Source organism: Stenotrophomonas sp. STEN038 (assembly GCF_056759895.1).
The window spans coordinates 1-17,624 of sequence record NZ_JBRRDW010000046.1; the positions used below are offsets into that span (position 1 = coordinate 1).

Annotated in this window: 13 protein-coding genes; 6 read left to right on the top strand and 7 right to left on the bottom strand. The window is 64.5% G+C overall.

Translation table 11 applies throughout. The features are described 5' to 3' along the window. Positions 1 to 198: 198 nt before the first annotated feature. The 5 genes from ACVOLS_RS16550 to ACVOLS_RS16570 form a co-directional block, all read right to left on the bottom strand. Positions 199 to 1,317 (bottom strand): two-component system sensor histidine kinase NtrB, encoded by a 1,119-nt coding sequence (locus tag ACVOLS_RS16550; protein WP_481546530.1) that lies wholly within the window; start codon positions 1,315 to 1,317, stop codon positions 199 to 201. Next, complete coding sequence (locus ACVOLS_RS16555) at positions 1,314 to 3,128, bottom strand: DUF7844 domain-containing protein (protein WP_481546555.1); 1,815 nt, start codon at positions 3,126 to 3,128, stop codon at positions 1,314 to 1,316. The genes ACVOLS_RS16550 and ACVOLS_RS16555 overlap by 4 nt, the downstream gene beginning before the upstream one ends. 68 nt (positions 3,129 to 3,196) lie before the next feature. Beyond that, positions 3,197 to 3,496 (bottom strand): DUF2388 domain-containing protein, encoded by a 300-nt coding sequence (locus ACVOLS_RS16560; RefSeq protein WP_481509754.1) that lies wholly within the window; start codon positions 3,494 to 3,496, stop codon positions 3,197 to 3,199. 93 nt (positions 3,497 to 3,589) lie between these two features. After that, a complete protein-coding gene (locus ACVOLS_RS16565; protein ID WP_481546531.1) occupies positions 3,590 to 6,718 on the bottom strand; it encodes a multidrug efflux RND transporter permease subunit in 3,129 nt (1,042 codons plus the stop codon). Positions 6,719 to 6,727: 9 nt separating this feature from the next. Beyond that, a complete protein-coding gene (locus tag ACVOLS_RS16570; RefSeq protein ID WP_481546532.1) occupies positions 6,728 to 7,825 on the bottom strand; it encodes an efflux RND transporter periplasmic adaptor subunit in 1,098 nt (365 codons plus the stop codon). Positions 7,826 to 8,001: 176 nt separating this feature from the next. On the opposite strand from ACVOLS_RS16570, the gene ACVOLS_RS16575 reads away from it, so the two are divergent. Continuing rightward, positions 8,002 to 8,748, top strand: a complete 747-nt coding sequence (locus ACVOLS_RS16575) for a response regulator (protein WP_481546533.1) — start codon at positions 8,002 to 8,004, stop codon at positions 8,746 to 8,748. Further along, entirely contained in the window at positions 8,748 to 9,824 is a 1,077-nt protein-coding gene (locus tag ACVOLS_RS16580) for an ATP-binding protein (RefSeq protein ID WP_481546534.1), read from the top strand. The genes ACVOLS_RS16575 and ACVOLS_RS16580 overlap by 1 nt, the downstream gene beginning before the upstream one ends. A gap of 37 nt (positions 9,825 to 9,861) precedes the next feature. Here the strand turns inward: ACVOLS_RS16580 and ACVOLS_RS16585 are convergent, their stop codons facing one another. After that, a complete protein-coding gene (locus tag ACVOLS_RS16585) occupies positions 9,862 to 11,250 on the bottom strand; it encodes an FAD-binding oxidoreductase (RefSeq protein ID WP_481546535.1) in 1,389 nt (462 codons plus the stop codon). A gap of 203 nt (positions 11,251 to 11,453) precedes the next feature. Between ACVOLS_RS16585 and serA the strand changes: the two genes are divergently transcribed. Beyond that, on the top strand, positions 11,454 to 12,695 hold the full coding sequence (gene serA / locus ACVOLS_RS16590; RefSeq protein ID WP_481546536.1) for a phosphoglycerate dehydrogenase: 1,242 nt from the start codon (positions 11,454 to 11,456) through the stop codon (positions 12,693 to 12,695). Between the two features lie 304 nt (positions 12,696 to 12,999). On the opposite strand, the gene ACVOLS_RS16595 is transcribed toward serA, so the two are convergent. Continuing rightward, on the bottom strand, positions 13,000 to 13,545 hold the full coding sequence (locus ACVOLS_RS16595) for an NUDIX hydrolase (RefSeq protein ID WP_481546537.1): 546 nt from the start codon (positions 13,543 to 13,545) through the stop codon (positions 13,000 to 13,002). Between the two features lie 188 nt (positions 13,546 to 13,733). Between ACVOLS_RS16595 and ACVOLS_RS16600 the strand changes: the two genes are divergently transcribed. The 3 genes from ACVOLS_RS16600 to ACVOLS_RS16610 all read left to right on the top strand — a co-directional run bounded on the left by ACVOLS_RS16600 (position 13,734) and on the right by ACVOLS_RS16610 (position 17,600). Then, a complete protein-coding gene (locus tag ACVOLS_RS16600) occupies positions 13,734 to 15,209 on the top strand; it encodes an amino acid permease (protein ID WP_481546538.1) in 1,476 nt (491 codons plus the stop codon). 78 nt (positions 15,210 to 15,287) lie between these two features. Continuing rightward, positions 15,288 to 16,733, top strand: coding sequence for an amino acid permease (locus ACVOLS_RS16605; protein ID WP_481546539.1), 1,446 nt, complete (start codon positions 15,288 to 15,290; stop codon positions 16,731 to 16,733). A 219-nt stretch (positions 16,734 to 16,952) separates the two neighbouring features. Next, a complete protein-coding gene (locus ACVOLS_RS16610; protein ID WP_481546540.1) occupies positions 16,953 to 17,600 on the top strand; it encodes a methylthioribulose 1-phosphate dehydratase in 648 nt (215 codons plus the stop codon). Positions 17,601 to 17,624 lie beyond the last annotated feature (24 nt).

Consider the following 17,624-nt stretch of genomic DNA (forward strand, 5'->3'; position numbering starts at 1 on the left):
CCCCGGCTTAGATCGGCGGCCGGGGTTATGCATGCACACCAGCCCCCCTCCACGCGGCTGTCGGCGGTGCACGGCGTTGGGTCGGAGCGCAGAACGCCGCGAAGCTGATGGAGCTTCAGATCTTGAGATCCTCAGAAAACCGGCGTCGTTACCGATAGCCAGCTTCGCGGCTTACGCTGCTCCTACAAAGCCAGCTGGCTACGCTACTACCGGGAAATACAGCGACACCGCTGCCCCACCCAGCGCCGACGTACCAATGGTCGCCGTGCCGCCGGACTGCGCGGCAAAGCCATACACCTGGCTCAGCCCCAGTCCGCTGCCATCACCCACGCTCTTGGTGGTGAAGAACGGCTCGAACACGCTTTCCTGGATCTCGGCCTGGATACCCGGCCCGCTGTCACCAACGCAGATGCAGACAAACTGCCCCGCCTCACCCGCGCCCGACGGCACGATGATGGTTTCAAGCCGTGCCGACAACAGCACCTTGCCGACGCCGTGCATGGCATCGCGGCTATTGCTCAGCAGGTTCAGCAGCGCCGCTTCCAATTGACCGATGTCCACCGAAATCGGCGGCAGTTGTTCAGCCAGACTCACGTTCAACTGGATGGTCTCGCCACAGACCCGGCGATAGAGCTCCAGCGATGCATTTAGCAGATCATCCACCTGGCTCAGCTGCGGCACCAGGGTCTGCCCGCGCCCGAACGCCAGCATCTGCCGGGTCAACTGGGTGCCACGCCCAACCGCGCGATGGGCGATGTCCAGAATACGGCGCACGCTCTCGTCGCCGGAGCGGCGTAACGACAGCATGTCCAGGCTGTTGCCGATCACCGACAACAGGTTGTTGAAGTCGTGCGACAGGCCCAGGGTCAACTTGCCCACCGCGTCCAGGCGCTGCGCGCGCAGGGCAACCTCCTGTGCCTCGCGCACCCGCTTCTGGGTCTGGAATGCCTCGGTGACGTCACGGATCAATACCAGCACCCGTACGCCGCGCTGGTCGGCTATCCGCTCCAATATCATCGATGCGCGGAAACGCCCCCCGTCCTTGCGCACCATCGCCAGGCTGAGCTGGTCGCTGCCCTGCTGCAACGTGCGCGCTACTGCCTGCTGTGCTGCACCGCGCTGGGTATCGGCAGCGCTGAACAACTGCGAGAACGGCAGCCCGCGAATCTCTTCGCAGGGATAACCAAACACCGTAGCTACCCCGGCATTGCAGCCGAGCACCTGACCATCCGGATCAAGCTGGAGGATCGCGCAGGAGCGCAGCTTCAACACATCCTCGGCCATCGCATCGACCGCCTGCTGCTCAGTACCAATCAACCGCGCTCTCCTGAAAACCGACCCGGACGCCGCTCATCGAGCGTCGCCGCCTCCCCTGATTGCGTACCGTACCCTAAACGCAGCCTCTGCCGCAGGTACAGCAGGTTCACCTCGATCTGCTCCATCCGCGCGCGCTGCGCTCCGGGCAAGGCAGCCAAAGCGGCCTCCCGCAGGACCTTCCATTGCTGCCGGGCAGGCCCAGCCCCAGCGGCAGCCTCGGCCCTCAAAAACGCCTGTTCATCCGCATCGGGAATGCCATACCCCTGATCCGCCCCCAACAGGCTACCTGGAGTCAGCAGCACGCCAGACCGCTCCATCAGCGCCTCGAAGTCGGCCATTTCCGGCCGCCGTTTGCCACCGGCAAGCAGACTGCGCTTGAGCACATCGGCTGCAGCCACCTCCCCGCGTCGCCACGCGGCCTGCTCCAACAGCAGCATGGCCGCCAGCACCTGATCGTCGGCCTGCTGCATCCACGTCCGCCGTTGCGCGGGCGGCAGTGCCAACCATGCCTCCGCGTCCTTGGCCGGCAACGCCAGCGCCTTGCGGGCGACCTCGAACACCAGCGCGTAGTGGGCGGCTGCCGACTCGAAGTAATAGCCGCCACGCAGCGCTTGTGCATGATCGCGTGGCGGATCGGCCAATGCTTCGGCACGCAGGCTGTGCAGCAAACCGGTTGGGGTGATCGACAGCAGCTCGGCCGTGCCCAGCCGCGGCGCGCCGTCGCCCAGCAACTTGCCGGTTTCCACCGCGCAGTTGTTGCTGATGAAGTAGTAGCGCCCGTCGTAGTCCCAGTGCAGCCGCGCCGCCTGCTGCAGCACCGCATTGATCTCATCACGCTGCAGGCGCAGCGGCGTGGATGAGACGCCGCGCAGCTCGACCTTGGTGTATTCCTCGATCACCCGACTCAGCGGCAACACGAACAGGCGCGACGGATAGGACCCGGTCAGGCCACGCCAGCTGGATATCTGCACATCACCGACAAAGGCGCGGAACGACAGCACGAGGTGGTATTGCAGATCCATCCGACACGCAGGGCCAGGCGTACGCCCGGGCGCGCACACTACCAGCCGCAGCATGCTGTGGCCCCAGCGGCTCATCAGCTTTTCGTTGCCTTCGGCCAGCAGGTAGTCGATTTCGTAGACCCGCGCCGGGTCGAGATCAAGCAGATCGGCCAGGCCTTCCTGCTCGCCGGCCTGCATGAACGGCAGGGCCTGCGGGCATTGCGCCACATCCAACTGCCTCGGCGCGCCAAGGTTTTCGCCGTACCAGGCATGCAGAAGCGGACGCCGGCAGGCGTAGTCCGGGTCCAGCAGATAGTGTTCGAGGTTTACCGCGAAGAACTCAGCCGGGCTCTCCAGCTCGTAGCGATCCGGGCTGCGCAAACTGAAGTGGTTGCGCCCACGCCCCGGCCACAATGGCCTTTGCTGCCAACCAGCGATATCCAGAAAGCGCGGTTGATGTGACCAGCCGCCCTTGGCGGAGCGGTCCAGCGCGTGGCCCAGCTCGTGTATCAGCGCAGCACGTGCCTGCTGCCACGCCTGGGCGGAGCTGGCGGAGGATGCAGGACTGCCCTGCAACAACAACGGCAGCAGGCGCTTGTCCAAGCCAAGTTCACGCCCGCGTGCCCGGCCCTGCACATGCTCGGGCAAGTCGTCACGCCAACGTAGCTGCAGCGTCAAGGAGCTGCTGCCCTCGATGCTGGCGGGAAGGCGCGCCAGTACATCGTCGATCAGTTGCTGGCTGGCCAGCACCTGCGCCGAATCCAGCGCCGACGCAGCTGCCTGCAGCTCGATGCGCACTGCCGCCTGCATCGGCACGCTGACGCAGAGCAGCAGCAACACCGCCAGCCACCGCGCGGGCGGCAGCCGGCGGAAGCTCGTCACAGGGCCAGGATCTTCCGGGCCAGTTCCATGTCACTGGCATCGCGCGCGGCAGCATCACGCTCGCGCAGCTGGATCAGGGCAGCTTCCAGCCATGCGCCACGGATTTCGCCATTGCTGGCAACAAAACCAGCCGCGTCTTCGCGTGCATCCAGCAACACCTTGTCGTCGCCCGAGGAGCTGCCCGACGAATTGGACGATGCGCCCGATGCGGAACCGGCCGACGTGCCTGCAAAGCTGGAGGCGAATGCCGACATCGGCAGGGCAATCAAGGCGCAGAACAGGATCTTGCGGATCATCGGCAGGTCAACATCAGGTCTAGAGGACGCCAAGAGTAACCACCGCCGCCCAGACTTGGAACCTGCAACTGGCCTGCCCGCCCTATCCGTTCATCATCTCCCGCCAGCGGATCTCCAGCGCGAACCGGGCAGACGCTGGCGCAACCAGCGCCAACTGCCATCCACCACCACATAGAACACCGGCACGAAAAACACCGCCAGCACCGTTGCCGTCACCATCCCGCCAAACACGCCGGTACCGATGGCCTGCTGGGTTTCCCGCGACGCGCCCTGCGCCAGCATCAACGGCACTACGCCGAGTGCGAACGCCATCGACGTCATCAGGATGGGCCGCAAACGCAGCCGCGCGGCCCGCAGTGCAGCCTGCGCCGCCGTCATTCCCTGCTGCTGCAACTGCCGTGCGTACTCAACGATCAGGATCGCGTTCTTCGCCGAAAGTCCTATCACCGTGATCATGCCGACCTTGAAGAAAACATCATTTGGCATGCCACGCAGCAATACCGCCGCCACCGCGCCCAGCAGGCCGAGCGGCACCACCAGCATCACCGCCATCGGTATCGACCAACTCTCGTACAGAGCGGCCAGCACCAGGAACACCACCAGCATCGATATCAGCAGCAGCCAAGGCGCTTGTGACCCGGACGTTTTCTCCTGCAACGACTGGCTGGTCCATTGCAGCGCAAAACCCGGCGGCAACTGCGCCGCAAGCCGCTCCATCTCGGCCATGGCCTGACCGGTGGAGACGCCCTCAGCTGGCGCACCAGAGACATTCAATGCGGGGAAACCAAGGTAGCGCTGCAGCTGCAACGGCGACTCCTCCCACTGCGGGCTGACCAGCTCCGCAAGTGCGACCATGCCGCCCTGCGCATTGCGTACGTATAGACGCAGCACGTCCTCGACCTCCATCCGGAATGGCGCATCCGCCTGCAGGATCACCTGTTGCAGGCGCCCTGCGTTGGGAAAGTCATTGACGTACTGCGAGCCCATCGCCACCGACAAGGTGCTGCTGATGTCGGCAAAGCCGACGCCCATCGCCTCGGCCTTGGCGCGATCTATCTGCAGCCGCACGCTGTTGCCTGATGGCAGGCCATCGGCGTGCACTTCGCCCAGCAACGGGCTGGCCTGGGCCAACGCCAACAATTGCTTCTGCGCGGCACGCAGCTGCAGTTGGGTCTGACCGCTGCGGGCCTGCAGCGCCAAACTGAAGCCGGAGGAGTTACCGAGGCTGTCGATGGCCGGCGGCATCACGCTGATCACCTCACCCTCGCTGCTGGCCGCCATCGCCTCCAGGGTCGCTGCCACCTCACCGGCAGCGGTCGCCCCGCCGCGCTCGCCCCAGTCCTTGAGCATGGTGTACGCCATGGCGGCACTGGGACCCGATCCGGCAAAGCTGTAACCAGTGATGACCTGATTGGCGGCGATGCCCGGTCGCGACGCGATATGCGCCTCATAGTCCTGGACCACGGCCAGCGTGCGCTCGGCGGTCGCCTCGGCAGGCAGCTGGATCGAGGTAATGAAGTAGCCCTGGTCCTCCTCGGGCAGGAAGGCGCCCGGCAGCCATTGCAGGCCAAGCAACAACACCAGCAGCAAGCCGGCGAACACCCCCATGACCCGTCCACCGCGACGCAGCACCGCGGCCACACTGCGGTGATAACGCCCACTCATGCGCGCGAATCCACGATTGAATGCCGCGAACACACGCCCGCGCGGCCGCTCGTGCGCGACCGGCCGTAGCAGGGTTGCGCACAGCGCCGGGGTCAGGCTCAGCGCCAGCAAGGCCGAGATCAGGATCGCCACCGCCATCGACACGGTGAACTGACGATAGATCGCACCCACCGAGCCACTGGCAAACGCCATCGGAATGAACACAGCCGTCAATACCAGGGTGATGCCGACCACCGCACTGGTCAGTTCACGCATGGCCTTGATCGTGGCCTCGCGCGGCGCCAATCCTTCCTTGGCCATGATGCGCTCAACGCCTTCGACCACCACGATCGCATCGTCGACGATGATGCCGATCGCCAGCACCATGCCGAACATCGTCAATACGTTGATCGAGAAGCCCAGCGCAAGCATCACCGCGAAGGTGCCCAGCAGCGCAATCGGCGCCACCAGCGCCGGCACCAGGGTGTAACGCCAGTCCTGCAGGAACAGGAACATCACCGCGAACACCAGCAACATCGCCTCCAGCAGGGTCTGCAACACCTTCTGGATGGAGATCTTCACGAACGGCGCGGTATCGAACGGAATGCTGGCTTCCACACCGGCCGGCAGCAGCGACTGCAACTCGGCCATGCGCGCGCGCACCGCCGAGGACGTGCTCACCGCATTTGCACCTGGACGCAGTTGGATACCTGCGGCAGTTGCCACCTGGCCGTCCTCGCGGGTACCCCAGGCGTAGCTCTGCGCGCCGATCTCCACCCGCGCCACGTCGCCCAGCAACACCCGCGAGCCATCAGCACCGGCACGCAGCACTATCGCCGCGAACTGCGCCGGCGTCGTCAGCTGGCCATCGGCGACCAGGGGCACGGTGATGCGCTGCCCGGTCACGCTGGGCGAGTCACCGATGCGGCCCGGGGCGATGTTCTGGTTCTGCTGCTCGATGGCGGCGACCACATCGCCGACGGTGAGCTCATAACCGGCCAATGTGGATGGGTCCAGCCAGACCCGCATGGCCTGCTCCGCGCCAAACAACTGCACCCGGCCAACACCATCGATACGGCGCAGCTCCTCGATGATGTTGCGCGCCATGAAATCGCCCAACTGTGCTTCGTCCACGCTGCCATCGGGCGACTTCAGCCCTACCAGCATCAGGAAACCGGAGCCAGCCGCCTCCACGAACACGCCATTCTGGCGCACGCTGGCCGGCAACCGCGGCTCGATCGCCTTGATCCGATTCTGTACGTCGACCTGCGCCAATTCCGGATTGGTGCCCGGAGCGAACGTGGCGGTGATGGAGGCCTCACCAGAGGTATCCACCGACGACTGGAAATACAGCAGGTGTTTGACGCTGGACAGCTCACGCTCGATCAACCCCACAACCGAGTCATCCAGGGTCTGCGGACTGGCGCCGGGGTAGCTGGCGTAGATGCTGACGCTGGTTGGCGCCACCGCCGGGTAGCGCTCCACCGCAAGCTGCGGGATTGCCAGTACGCCGGCCAGCACGATGAAGATCGCCAGCACCCAGGCGAACACCGGGCGATCAATGAAGAAACGAGCCATGTCTTACCTTCAGTGGTTGCTGGATGCGATAGCGGCCTTGCCCTGCACGGACACCGGCTGCCATGGCGAGGTCTCAACCAGACGCCCTTCCTGCAGGCGTTCCTGCCCTTCCACCACCACCCGTTCGCCGACCTTCAGGCCGCTGCGCACGATCCACTGCCGCTCCACGCTGCCGTCGATTTCGATGGTGCGGATGACGGCCTTGCCGTCGCCGCCGATCACCCAGACATACGCCTGGCCACCGGCACTGCGCAGCACCGCCTGTTGCGGCAGCAGCGGCAGCTGGCTGGCCGCGCCTCGCGGCACCCGCGCACGCACGAACATGCCCGGCAACAGCTCGCGGCGAGGATTGTCGACCAGCACCCGCAGCACCACATCACCGGTGCGCGCATCGACATTGATGCCCGAGAACAACAGCTGGCCTGCTTCCTGATGAACCTGGCCGTTGGCGCCAATGATGGCAACGGACACTGCATTGCCATCAACCACATCCTGGCGCATCGCCGGCAACTGCGAAGCTGGCTGGCGTACATCGACATAAACCTGGTCGATCTGCTGCACCAGCGCCATCGGCTCGCTGTCGGTGACGTTCACCAAAGCGCCTTCGGTCACCATTGCCTGATCGATGCGACCGCCAATGGGCGCGCTGACCGTGGCATAGCGCAGATCCAGCTGGCGCCTTGCCAGGATTGCCCTGGCCTCGGCCACCGCTGCACGCGCCTGCTCATACTCGAACGTCGCATCATCGCGATTCTGTTGGCTCACCGCCTGTGCGGCGGCCAGCGCCTGCAGGCGCTGCGCCTGCACCCGGCTGCGCGACAGCGCCGCCTCGCTGCGCTGCAATGCCGCCAACGCGGAATCGACATCGGCACGGAATGCGGCCGGATCAATCTGGAACAACGCCTGCCCGGCAGCAACTTCAGCACCTTGCTCGAACAGGCGCTTGCGCACGATGCCGCCTACCTGCGCGCGGATCTGCGCGGTGCGCAGCGCAGACACCCGCCCCTGCAGCTCGTCATCGCGCTGCACGCGTTGCGCGGTGACAGTCACCACGCTGACCTTGGGTACCGCTTGCGGAGGTGCTTCAGGGGAGGAGCAGGCCGTCATGGCCATAACCAGAGCCGCACACACGGCCGTCGTAATCCGTCGAATGGTCATCGCTACACGTGGTACTGGAAAGCCTGCAGGAACGCAGGCGCGCAGTGTGCGGGCCGATGATGGGGTTTCGATGGAGGGAATGTGGAGATAGCATGGAGGCCAGAACCTTTCGGCCCCACCCGGCAATGACTGCACATCTACCCGCCGCCGCGATGGCGCAATGGGACCGCTCCCATGATGCACTTGTCCTGATCGTCGAGGACGAAACCGAGATCGCCGACATCATCGCTGCCTATCTGGAGCGGGAGAAGCTGCGTGTCGTGCGCGCCAGCGACGGCCGCGCCGCACTGGAGCTGCACCGCAGCGCCCGTCCCGATCTGGTGCTGCTGGATGTCCAGTTGCCCGGCATCGATGGCTGGGGCGTGCTTTCGCAGCTGCGCCAGAGCAGCGATACGCCGATCATCATGCTGACCGCACTGGATCAGGATCTGGACAAGCTCACCGCATTGCGGATGGGTGCAGACGACTACGTGGTCAAACCATTCAACCCGGCAGAAGTCGCCGCGCGGGTACGTGCGGTGCTGCGCCGCACCCTGCGTGCAGCGCCGCGACAGGCCGCCGCTTCGTTGCGCGCAGGACCATTGCTGATCGATCCGCAAACCCATTGCGTACACGTCGAGGGCGAAGGCTATAGCCACGAGCTGTTGCTCACCCTCACCGAGTTCAAGTTGCTGCACTGCATGGCACTGGCACCTACCCGCATCTTCAGCCGCAGCGAGCTCATGCACCAATGCCTTCCCGAGAGCGAGGCACTGGAACGCACCGTCGACAGCCATGTCAGCAAGCTGCGGCGCAAGCTCGATGACGTAGGCGTGGCCAACATGCCGGCCAGTGTGCGCGGTGTCGGCTATCGTCTGGCGGCGGATCGCTGATGCGCCGCCTCGGGCTCAATCGACACATCACCTTGTCGATGTCGCTGATGGTGGTCAGTGTCATCGTGATCACGATCCTGTCTTCCTGCATGCTGTGGGCGATTCTGGTCGAGTTCTTTCCAGCCAGCGCAGCGGAACAACCGGAAGGCTGGCTGCCGACGGGTCCTGAGCTGGCCTGGATGGCGAGTGTCACCGTGGTCGGTTTGGCCTTGGCACTGGCCACATCGATCCGCCTCACCCGCCGCATCGTGTCCCCGCTCAACACCTTGATGGAATCGGTGCGCGCGCTCGCCGATGGCGACCTGGGCGTGCGTGCCAGCGCCAGCGCCAGCGACGATGCGCTCGATGAGGTTGCCTTGCTGGTCGAGGACTTCAACACCATGGCCGCACGCCTGCAGCACATGGACCGCGAACGCACGCTATGGCATGCAGCGATCGCGCATGAGCTGCGCACGCCGCTGACCATCCTGCGCGGCCGCCTGCAGGGCTTGGCGGATGGCGTGTTCCAGCCGGACGAAGCGCAGTTCCGCAGCCTGCTGGCGCAGGTGGAAGGGCTGTCACGACTGATCGAGGACCTGCGCGTGCTGGGGCTGGCGGGCAACGGCAGGCTCGACGTACGGCGTGCACCAACCGACGTGGTGCAGGAAGTGCACTCGGTGATGACCATGGTTGATCCCGCATTCCGCAGCGCAGGTTCCGTACTGGAGCTGGAAACCCACCGCGACGAACACCTGGCGTACTGCGACCCGACCCGACTGCGTCAGGCCCTGCTCGCCCTGCTGGAGAACGCGCACCGCTATGCCAGCCCAGGACGGGTGCGGATTTCAATCCAGGACGGCAAGGACCACGTGCAGTTGGCCATCGAGGACAACGGCCCGGGTATCGAGACCAACCTGCAGCCACATGTCTTCGATCCGTTCATGCGCGGCGATGGATCACGCTCGCGCCAAGGTGGCGGCAGCGGACTCGGCCTGGCGGTGGTCAAGGCGATCGCCGATGCGCACGGCGGCCATGTTTCCTGCAGCAGCGGCAGTGCAGGCGGCAGCCGCTTCGTGCTGGAACTACCGCGCGAGTAGTCCAGCGTCCAACAAGGCAAGCGTGCCTGCCATCCGCTCAGGGATCGAACAGCTTGCCCGGGTTCAACAACCAGTTCGGATCGAACGCGCGCTTGACGCCGCGCATCAACGCGACTTCGGCCTCGCTACGGGTGCTGGAGAGATAGGCCTTCTTGACCAGACCAATACCGTGTTCGGCCGAGATGCTGCCATCAAACCGCAACAGCACCTGCGCCAACAGCTTGGTCACATGCTCGCACTGGCTGAGGAACTCGGCGTCACTGGTGTCATCGGGTTTGAGCACATTGATGTGCAGGTTGCCGTCGCCGATATGGCCGAACCACACCACTTCAAAGTGTGGATAGGCACCATTGATCAGCGCCTGGGTTTCGGCCAGGAAGGCTGGCATCGCCGAGATCCGCACCGATACGTCGTTCTTGTACGGTTTGTAGCGCGCCACCGACTCGGTGATGCCTTCGCGCAGGCGCCACAGCTGCTGCGCCTGTGCTTCGCTGGTGCTGATCACGCCATCCAGCACCCAGCCCTGCTCCATGCAATGCTCGAACGCCGCCAGCGCTGCGGCTTCGCCTGCCTCGTCAGCCGAGGCGTATTCGGTCACCACGTAATACGGATGGATCTCCTCGAATGGATACTGCGCGCCATGCGCGGTGACGTGCTTGACCGCCAGGTCGGTGAAGAACTCGAAGGCCTCCAGCTGCAAGCGCTCGCGGAAAGCGGAGAACACCTGCATCAACACTTCAAACGACGGCAGCGCCAAGACCATCACATTGGTGGTCGGCGGCGGATCGGTCAGCTTCAAGGTTGCCTCGACCACGATGCCGAGCGTGCCTTCCGAGCCGATCATCAGCTGGCGGAAGTCGTAGCCGCTGGAGTTCTTGATCAAGCCCTTGTTGAGCTCCAGCAGTTCGCCACTACCGGCAACTACCTTGAGCCCGGCAATCCACTCGCGGGTATTGCCGTAGCGGATCACGCGGATACCGCCGGCATTGGTGGCGATATTGCCGCCAATCGAACAGGAGCCACGCGCGGCGAAATCCACCGGATAGATCAGCCCATGTTCTTTGGCGGTGTTGTGCACCGCTTCAAGTGGCATGCCGGCCTGCACCACCAGAGTGCGGTCCACCGCATCAAAAGCCAGCGGCTTGTTCATCCGCTCCAGGCTCAGCACCAGCTCGCCGTTGGCCGCAACCGCGCCGCCGGACAGGCCGGTACGACCGCCCGATGGCACTACAGCCACATTGTGCTGGTTGGCCCAGCGCACCACCGCCTGCACTTCTTCCACGTTGCCCGGCAAGACAATTGCCAGCGGCGTCGGCGTCCAACGCCGGGTCCAGTCGCGCCCGTAATGCTCCAGGTCGCCCGGCTCGGTCTTCAGACGCAGGTCGGGGCAGGACTGCAGCAGGGATTCCAGGCGCGGATCGGTCATGGCGGTGTTTCGGCGACGTGAAAGCCGTCAAGCGTGACACCGGCATGGCGTCGCGTCCAGTCTCAGCCCCGGCAATTGACGCCAACCCCGGATTTCAGATGAAACCTTTTGCCATCAAGGCTTTGCGGAATTGCGCAGCGCACAAAAGCGGGCGCGCTTCTGGCATAGTTGGCGGCCTACCCCTCTACGCCGCCGTTCACGACATGTCGCCCAAGAAGACCTCGTTTCCGAAGCAGGACATCCGCGTTTTGTTGCTTGAGGGGGTCAGCCAGACCGCCGTGGACGTCTTCAAGGCGGCCGGTTACTCGCAGATCGAGCTGTACAGCAAGTCGCTGCCCGAAGAGGAATTGAAGGCGCGCATCGCCGAAGCCCATATCGTCGGCATCCGCTCACGCACCCATCTCAGCGCTGAGGTGCTGGCCGAAGCCAAGCGCCTGATCGCGGTCGGCTGCTTCTGCATCGGCACCAACCAGGTCGACCTGGAAGCGGCCGAGCTGGCCGGTATTCCGGTGTTCAACGCGCCCTACTCCAACACCCGCTCGGTCGCCGAACTGGTGATTGCCGAGGCGATCATGCTGACCCGCGGCATTCCGCAGAAGAACGCGGAATGCCATCGCGGCGGCTGGTCGAAGTCGGCCGCCGGCAGCCACGAAGTGCGCGGCAAGACCCTTGGCATCATCGGCTACGGCCACATCGGCACCCAGGTTGGCGTGCTGGCCGAAGCGCTGGGCATGCACGTGATTTTCCACGACATCGAAACCAAGCTGTCGCTGGGCAATGCGCACCCGGCGATCAGCCTGGATGACCTGTTGAAGCGTTCGGACGTGGTCACCCTGCACGTGCCGGAGAACGCCTCCACGCAGTGGATGATGGGCGCTGAGCAGCTGGGCAAGATGAAGAAGGGTGCGCACCTGATCAATGCAGCGCGCGGCACCGTGGTCGACATCGCCGCCCTGGACGCGGCTTTGAGCTCGGGCCACCTCGGTGGCGCTGCCGTGGACGTGTTCCCGGTCGAGCCCAAGGGCAATGGCGACCTGTTCGAATCACCGTTGACCGCGCATGACAACGTGATCCTGACCCCGCATGTCGGCGGCTCCACGCTGGAAGCGCAGGAGAACATCGGCGTGGAAGTGGCGGCCAAGCTGGTGCGTTACAGCGACAACGGCTCGACCCTGTCCGCCGTCAACTTCCCGGAAGTAACCCTACCGGAGCACGAACAGAGCCTGCGCCTGCTGCATATCCACCGCAACGTGCCGGGCGTGCTGTCCAAGATCAACGAGATCTTCTCGCGCCACAACCTCAACATCGACGGCCAGTTCCTGCGCACCGACCCCAAGGTCGGTTACGTGGTGATCGACATCACCGCCAGCGAAGAACAGGCTGCGGCCATCCGCGAAGAGCTGGCCACGATCCAGGGCACCCTGCGCACCCGCATCCTGTACTGACAAGCTGCCCTCACCCCAACCCCCGCTCCGCGCCCCGGCCCTTGCGCAAAGGCGTTCGATGGGCAGCGAACCAATGGTTCGCAAGCTGCCCCTCTCACCCCGCATGCGGGAGAGGGGCTGGATCGGCTGCGCGCCGCAGCGCCATGTAGTGCCAAGCCATGCTCGGCAGGGGCTTTCCCGGTCACGTCTGGTGATCTTGTAGGAGCGGCGTCAGCCGCGAAGCTGATGGACATTCAGATTGCAGGCATTGCCAGCGATCAGGCTTTGCCTGCTTCGCGGCTGCCCCCATTCCTGCATGCCCCTTCTATCTCTGCAGCCACCGATTCGCCATCCGCCGCATGGACTCATCTTCCTCGCTGGCGATCTCGGCCACTGGTCGCCACGCCAGCTCCAGCGACTCCTCGCTGACCACGAACGCCTCGTTGCTACCGGCAACGACCACATAGCGCACGTCGTAGTGCCAATGACCAGAAACATCCTTGCGCTCAGGAATCCAATGCCGGTCAAGATCAAAAATCTCAGCCGAAGCCAACGCCAGACCAGACAGACCGGACTCCTCTTCGGCCTCGCGCAGCGCTACCGCAGTCAGATCGTGGTCGCCATCGGCATGCCCGCCCAGCTGCAACCAGCGCTGCAGCTTGCGGTGGTGAGTGAGCAGCGCGCGCTGGCCATCGGCACTGACCAGCCAGGCGCTACCAGTGAAATGCCCGGCCAAACGCTCGCGGGTGAATGGGTCCACCCCGCCTTCATCAAGCAAGGCCAGGAATTCCCGCGCCACCTCCTCATGCTCCGGGTGCCGTCGGGAATAGCCCTCAAATGCCTGTCGCAACTGCTGATCCTGTCCAAGCATGACTGTAAGCACATCCCAACTTTTCGATCCGGCGGTCATTATCGCTGTCGATGTTGCAGTTGCGCTTGTCGAGTTTCGCTAGCTTTGGCAAGGTAGAGCAGTTGCCGACCGTTCAGCTTGCGTCGCCATACAACCGGCCCCGTCGCCTCCGTGCGTTCGGGCCAATACACAGCTCGGGAATTTGCGGAATGCTTAAAGCACTGTTGAGGGTCAAGCCGGTCGAACCGGCCGCACACGTTGATGCCGGTGAGCCCATCGAGGGCAGCCTGCAGGGCGAAGCCACACTCAAGCGCACCCTCACCGCCAAGCACCTGATCCTGCTCGGCATCGGTGCGGTGATCGGTGCGGGCATCTTCGTGCTGACCGGCCAGGCTGCGGCCAACCACGCCGGGCCGGCAGTGATGCTGTCCTTCGTCTTCGCCGGCATCGCCTGCGCGTTGGCCGGCCTGTGTTACGCCGAGTTCGCAGCGATGATGCCGGTCTCCGGCAGCGCCTATTCCTACTCCTACGCCACCCTGGGCGAAGGCATGGCATGGTTCATTGGCTGGTGCCTGGTACTGGAATACCTGTTCGCCTCGGCCTCGGTCGCCGTGGGCTGGTCGGCCTACCTGATCAGCTTCATTACCACCACGCTGCATGTGCCCTTCCCCGACGCTTTGTCGGCGGCGCCGCTGGCCTGGACCGGCAGCGAGTTCGTCAACTCCGGCAAGCTGTTCAACCTGCCTGCGGTGCTGATCGTGGCCGCCATCACCGGCCTGCTCTACGTCGGCGTGACCCAGTCCACCCTGGTCAACGCCATCATCGTGGCGATCAAGGTCATCGTGATCTGCCTGTTCGTCGGCTTCGGCATCCAGTACATCGACCCGGCAAACTGGCAGCCATTCATCCCCGAAAACACCGGCACCTTCGGTGAATTCGGCTGGAGCGGCGTGTTCCGTGCCGCCACCATCGTGTTCTTCGCCTATATCGGCTTCGATGCGGTCTCCACCGCCGCCGGCGAAACCAAGGACCCGCAGAAGAACATGCCGATCGGCCTGCTCGGCTCGTTGGCCATCTGCACCTTGGTCTACATCGTGGTCTGTGCGGTGCTGACCGGCATGCTGCCGTACAACCTGCTGGGCACCGACAAGCCGGTGGCCACTGCGCTGGAAGCCTACCCGACCTTATCCTGGCTGAAGACCGCAGTCGAGATCGGCGCCATTGCCGGCCTGTCTTCGGTGGTGCTGGTGATGATGATGGGTCAGTCGCGCATCGCCTACACCATCTCCCGCGACGGCCTGCTGCCCAAGATGTTCGGCAAGGTCCATCCGCGCTTCCGCACCCCGTACGTCAGCACCGTGGTTGTCGGCGTGCTGGCTGCCCTGCTGGCCGGCCTGGTGCCGTTGAATGTGCTGGGCGAGCTGGTGTCGATGGGCACCCTGCTGGCCTTCGCCACGGTCTGCATCGGCGTACTGGTGCTGCGTCGTACCAAGCCGGACATCGTGCGCCCGTTCAAGGTGCCGGCCGCATGGTTGATCTGCCCGCTGGGCGCACTGGCTTGCCTGGCCTTGTTTATGCAGGCCTTCGTGGTGCATTGGCACCTGTTCGTTGGCTGGACACTGCTGGGCCTGTGCATCTATTTCGGCTACGGCATCCGCAACAGCAAGCTGAACAAGCAAGCCTGAAGCACACTCTGACCGGCGCCCAGCGCGCCGGTTTTCTTTTGCGCGCCCGCCGCGCACCGATGAGCGAAGACCCGAAACATGTTCAAGCAACTCTGGGCCACCAAACATCCGCACGCCGCACATGAGGAAGCCAATGGCCTGAGCCTGCGCCGAACCCTCGGCCCCTGGGGTCTGACCGCGCTGGGCATCGGCGCGGTGATCGGCGGCGGCATCTTCGTCATCACCGGCCAGGCCGCAGCCAACCATGCCGGCCCAGCCATCATGTTGTCGTTCGTGCTGGCGGCCATCTGCTGCGCCTTCTGCGCCCTGGCCTACGCCGAGTTCGCCTCGATGGTGCCGGTCTCCGGCAGCGCCTATACCTACACCTACGCGACCTTCGGCGAGCTGTCGGCCTGGTTCATCGGCTGGATGCTGGTGCTGGAATACGGCGTCTCGGCCTCGGCGGTGGCAGTCAGCTGGACCGGTTACTTCCTCAGCTTCCTCGCCCATTTCGACATCCACCTGCCAGCGGCGCTGGTCAGCGCCCCGCTGGACGCCCAGCTCAAGCCCACCGGCGCCATTGCCAACATCCCGGCGGCCATCCTGGTACTGCTGCTGACCTGGCTGTGCTACGTCGGCATCAGCAAGTCCTCGGCGATGAACATGGCCATGGTGGTATTGAAGACCGGCCTTATCATCCTGGTGATCGTTGCCGGCTGGAAGTACGTGGACACCAGCAACTGGACCCCGTTCATTCCGGCCAATGAAGGCCCGGGCAAGTACGGCTTCGACGGCGTCTTGCGTGGCGCGGCGATGGTGTTCTTCGCCTATATCGGTTTTGAAGCGGTATCGGTGGCGGCGCAGGAATCACACCGCCCGCAGCGCGACCTGCCGATCGGCATGCTGCTGTCGCTGGTGATCTGTACTGTGCTGTACATCGCCATGGCCGCGGTGATGACCGGTCTGGTGCCCTACCAGTTGCTGGGCACCGCCGAGCCGGTGGTCACCGCCGTTGCCGCACACCCGCAGCTGGACTGGCTACGCATCATCGTCGAGATCGGCGCACTGATCGGTTTGGCCTCGGTGGTGCTGGTGATGGTGATCGGCCAGCCGCGCATCTTCATGATCATGGGCCGCGACGGCCTGCTGCCGCCGGTATTCACCAAGATCCATCCCAAGTACCGCACCCCTCATATCAACACAGTGATCACCGGTATCGGCATCGCCCTGCTGGCAGCGCTGTTCCCGCTGGACATCCTCGGCGAGCTAACCTCGATGGGCACGCTGATCGCCTTTGCCGCGGTCTGCGCCGGCGTGCTGGTCCTGCGCCGCACCCAGCCGGACCTGCCGCGTCCGTTCCGCATCCCGATGGCCTGGTTGATCTGCAGCCTCGGCGTGCTCAGCTGCATTGCCCTGCTGACCGCGATGACCCTGCACAACTGGATGCTGATGGGCGTGTGGACCCTCACCGGCTTCATCATCTATTTCCTGTACGGCGTGCGTCACAGCAAGCTCAATGCAGCCAACAAGGCCAAGAACGGCTGAGCTGTCAGCCGGTGACAAACCTGAAGCCCGGGAGCAATCCCGGGCTTTTCGTTGTTGGCATCAGCCCCATGGCCAAACTGGAGCCAAATACCTGCAGCCCGGGTAAGCGCAACCCGGATACGGGGCCGCGCGACCCGATTGATCCCATATTCCCTGCTGGCATCAGTTCCATCCGGATGCATGCATGAACCTGCGGGCGTTCTTAGTAGAATGGGCCCCATGAACGCGCCTACCGTCCCCTACGACGCCCAGCGACTGAGCGAACTGGCCCAGCTGCTGATCGACAACATCCGTGAACTGGCCCACGCCGGCTGGACACCTGCCACCAGCAGCAACTTCTCGCACCGGCTGGATGACCAGCATGCGGCCATCACCGTGTCCGGCAAGGACAAGGGCCGGCTGATCGAAAGCGACATCATGGTGGTGGATTTCGAAGGCAAGGCCGTGGGCCGACCGCTGCGCCCTTCGGCGGAGACCCTGCTGCACACCCAGCTCTACGCCCGCTTCCCGGAAGTCGGCTGCGTGCTGCACACCCATTCGCCGGTGCAGACCATCGCCTCGCGCCTGTACGGCAGCGACGGCCATATCCGCCTGGAAGGCTATGAGCTGCTCAAGGCCCTGCACGGCAACTCCACCCACGAAACCGCCGTCGACCTCAAGGTGTTCTCCAATACCCAGGACATGGACGTACTGGCCGCCCAGGTCGAGGCAGAACTCGACAAGGGGCCGATGTGGGGCTACCTGATCGATGGCCACGGCCTGTATGCCTGGGGCCGCGACATGGCCGAAGCCCGTCGCCACCTGGAGGCGTTTGAGTTCCTGCTGCATTGCGAGCTGGAGCTGCGCCGCCTGCGCGGCCACGCCTGACCCTTCTTCCTACTACGTCGAGTC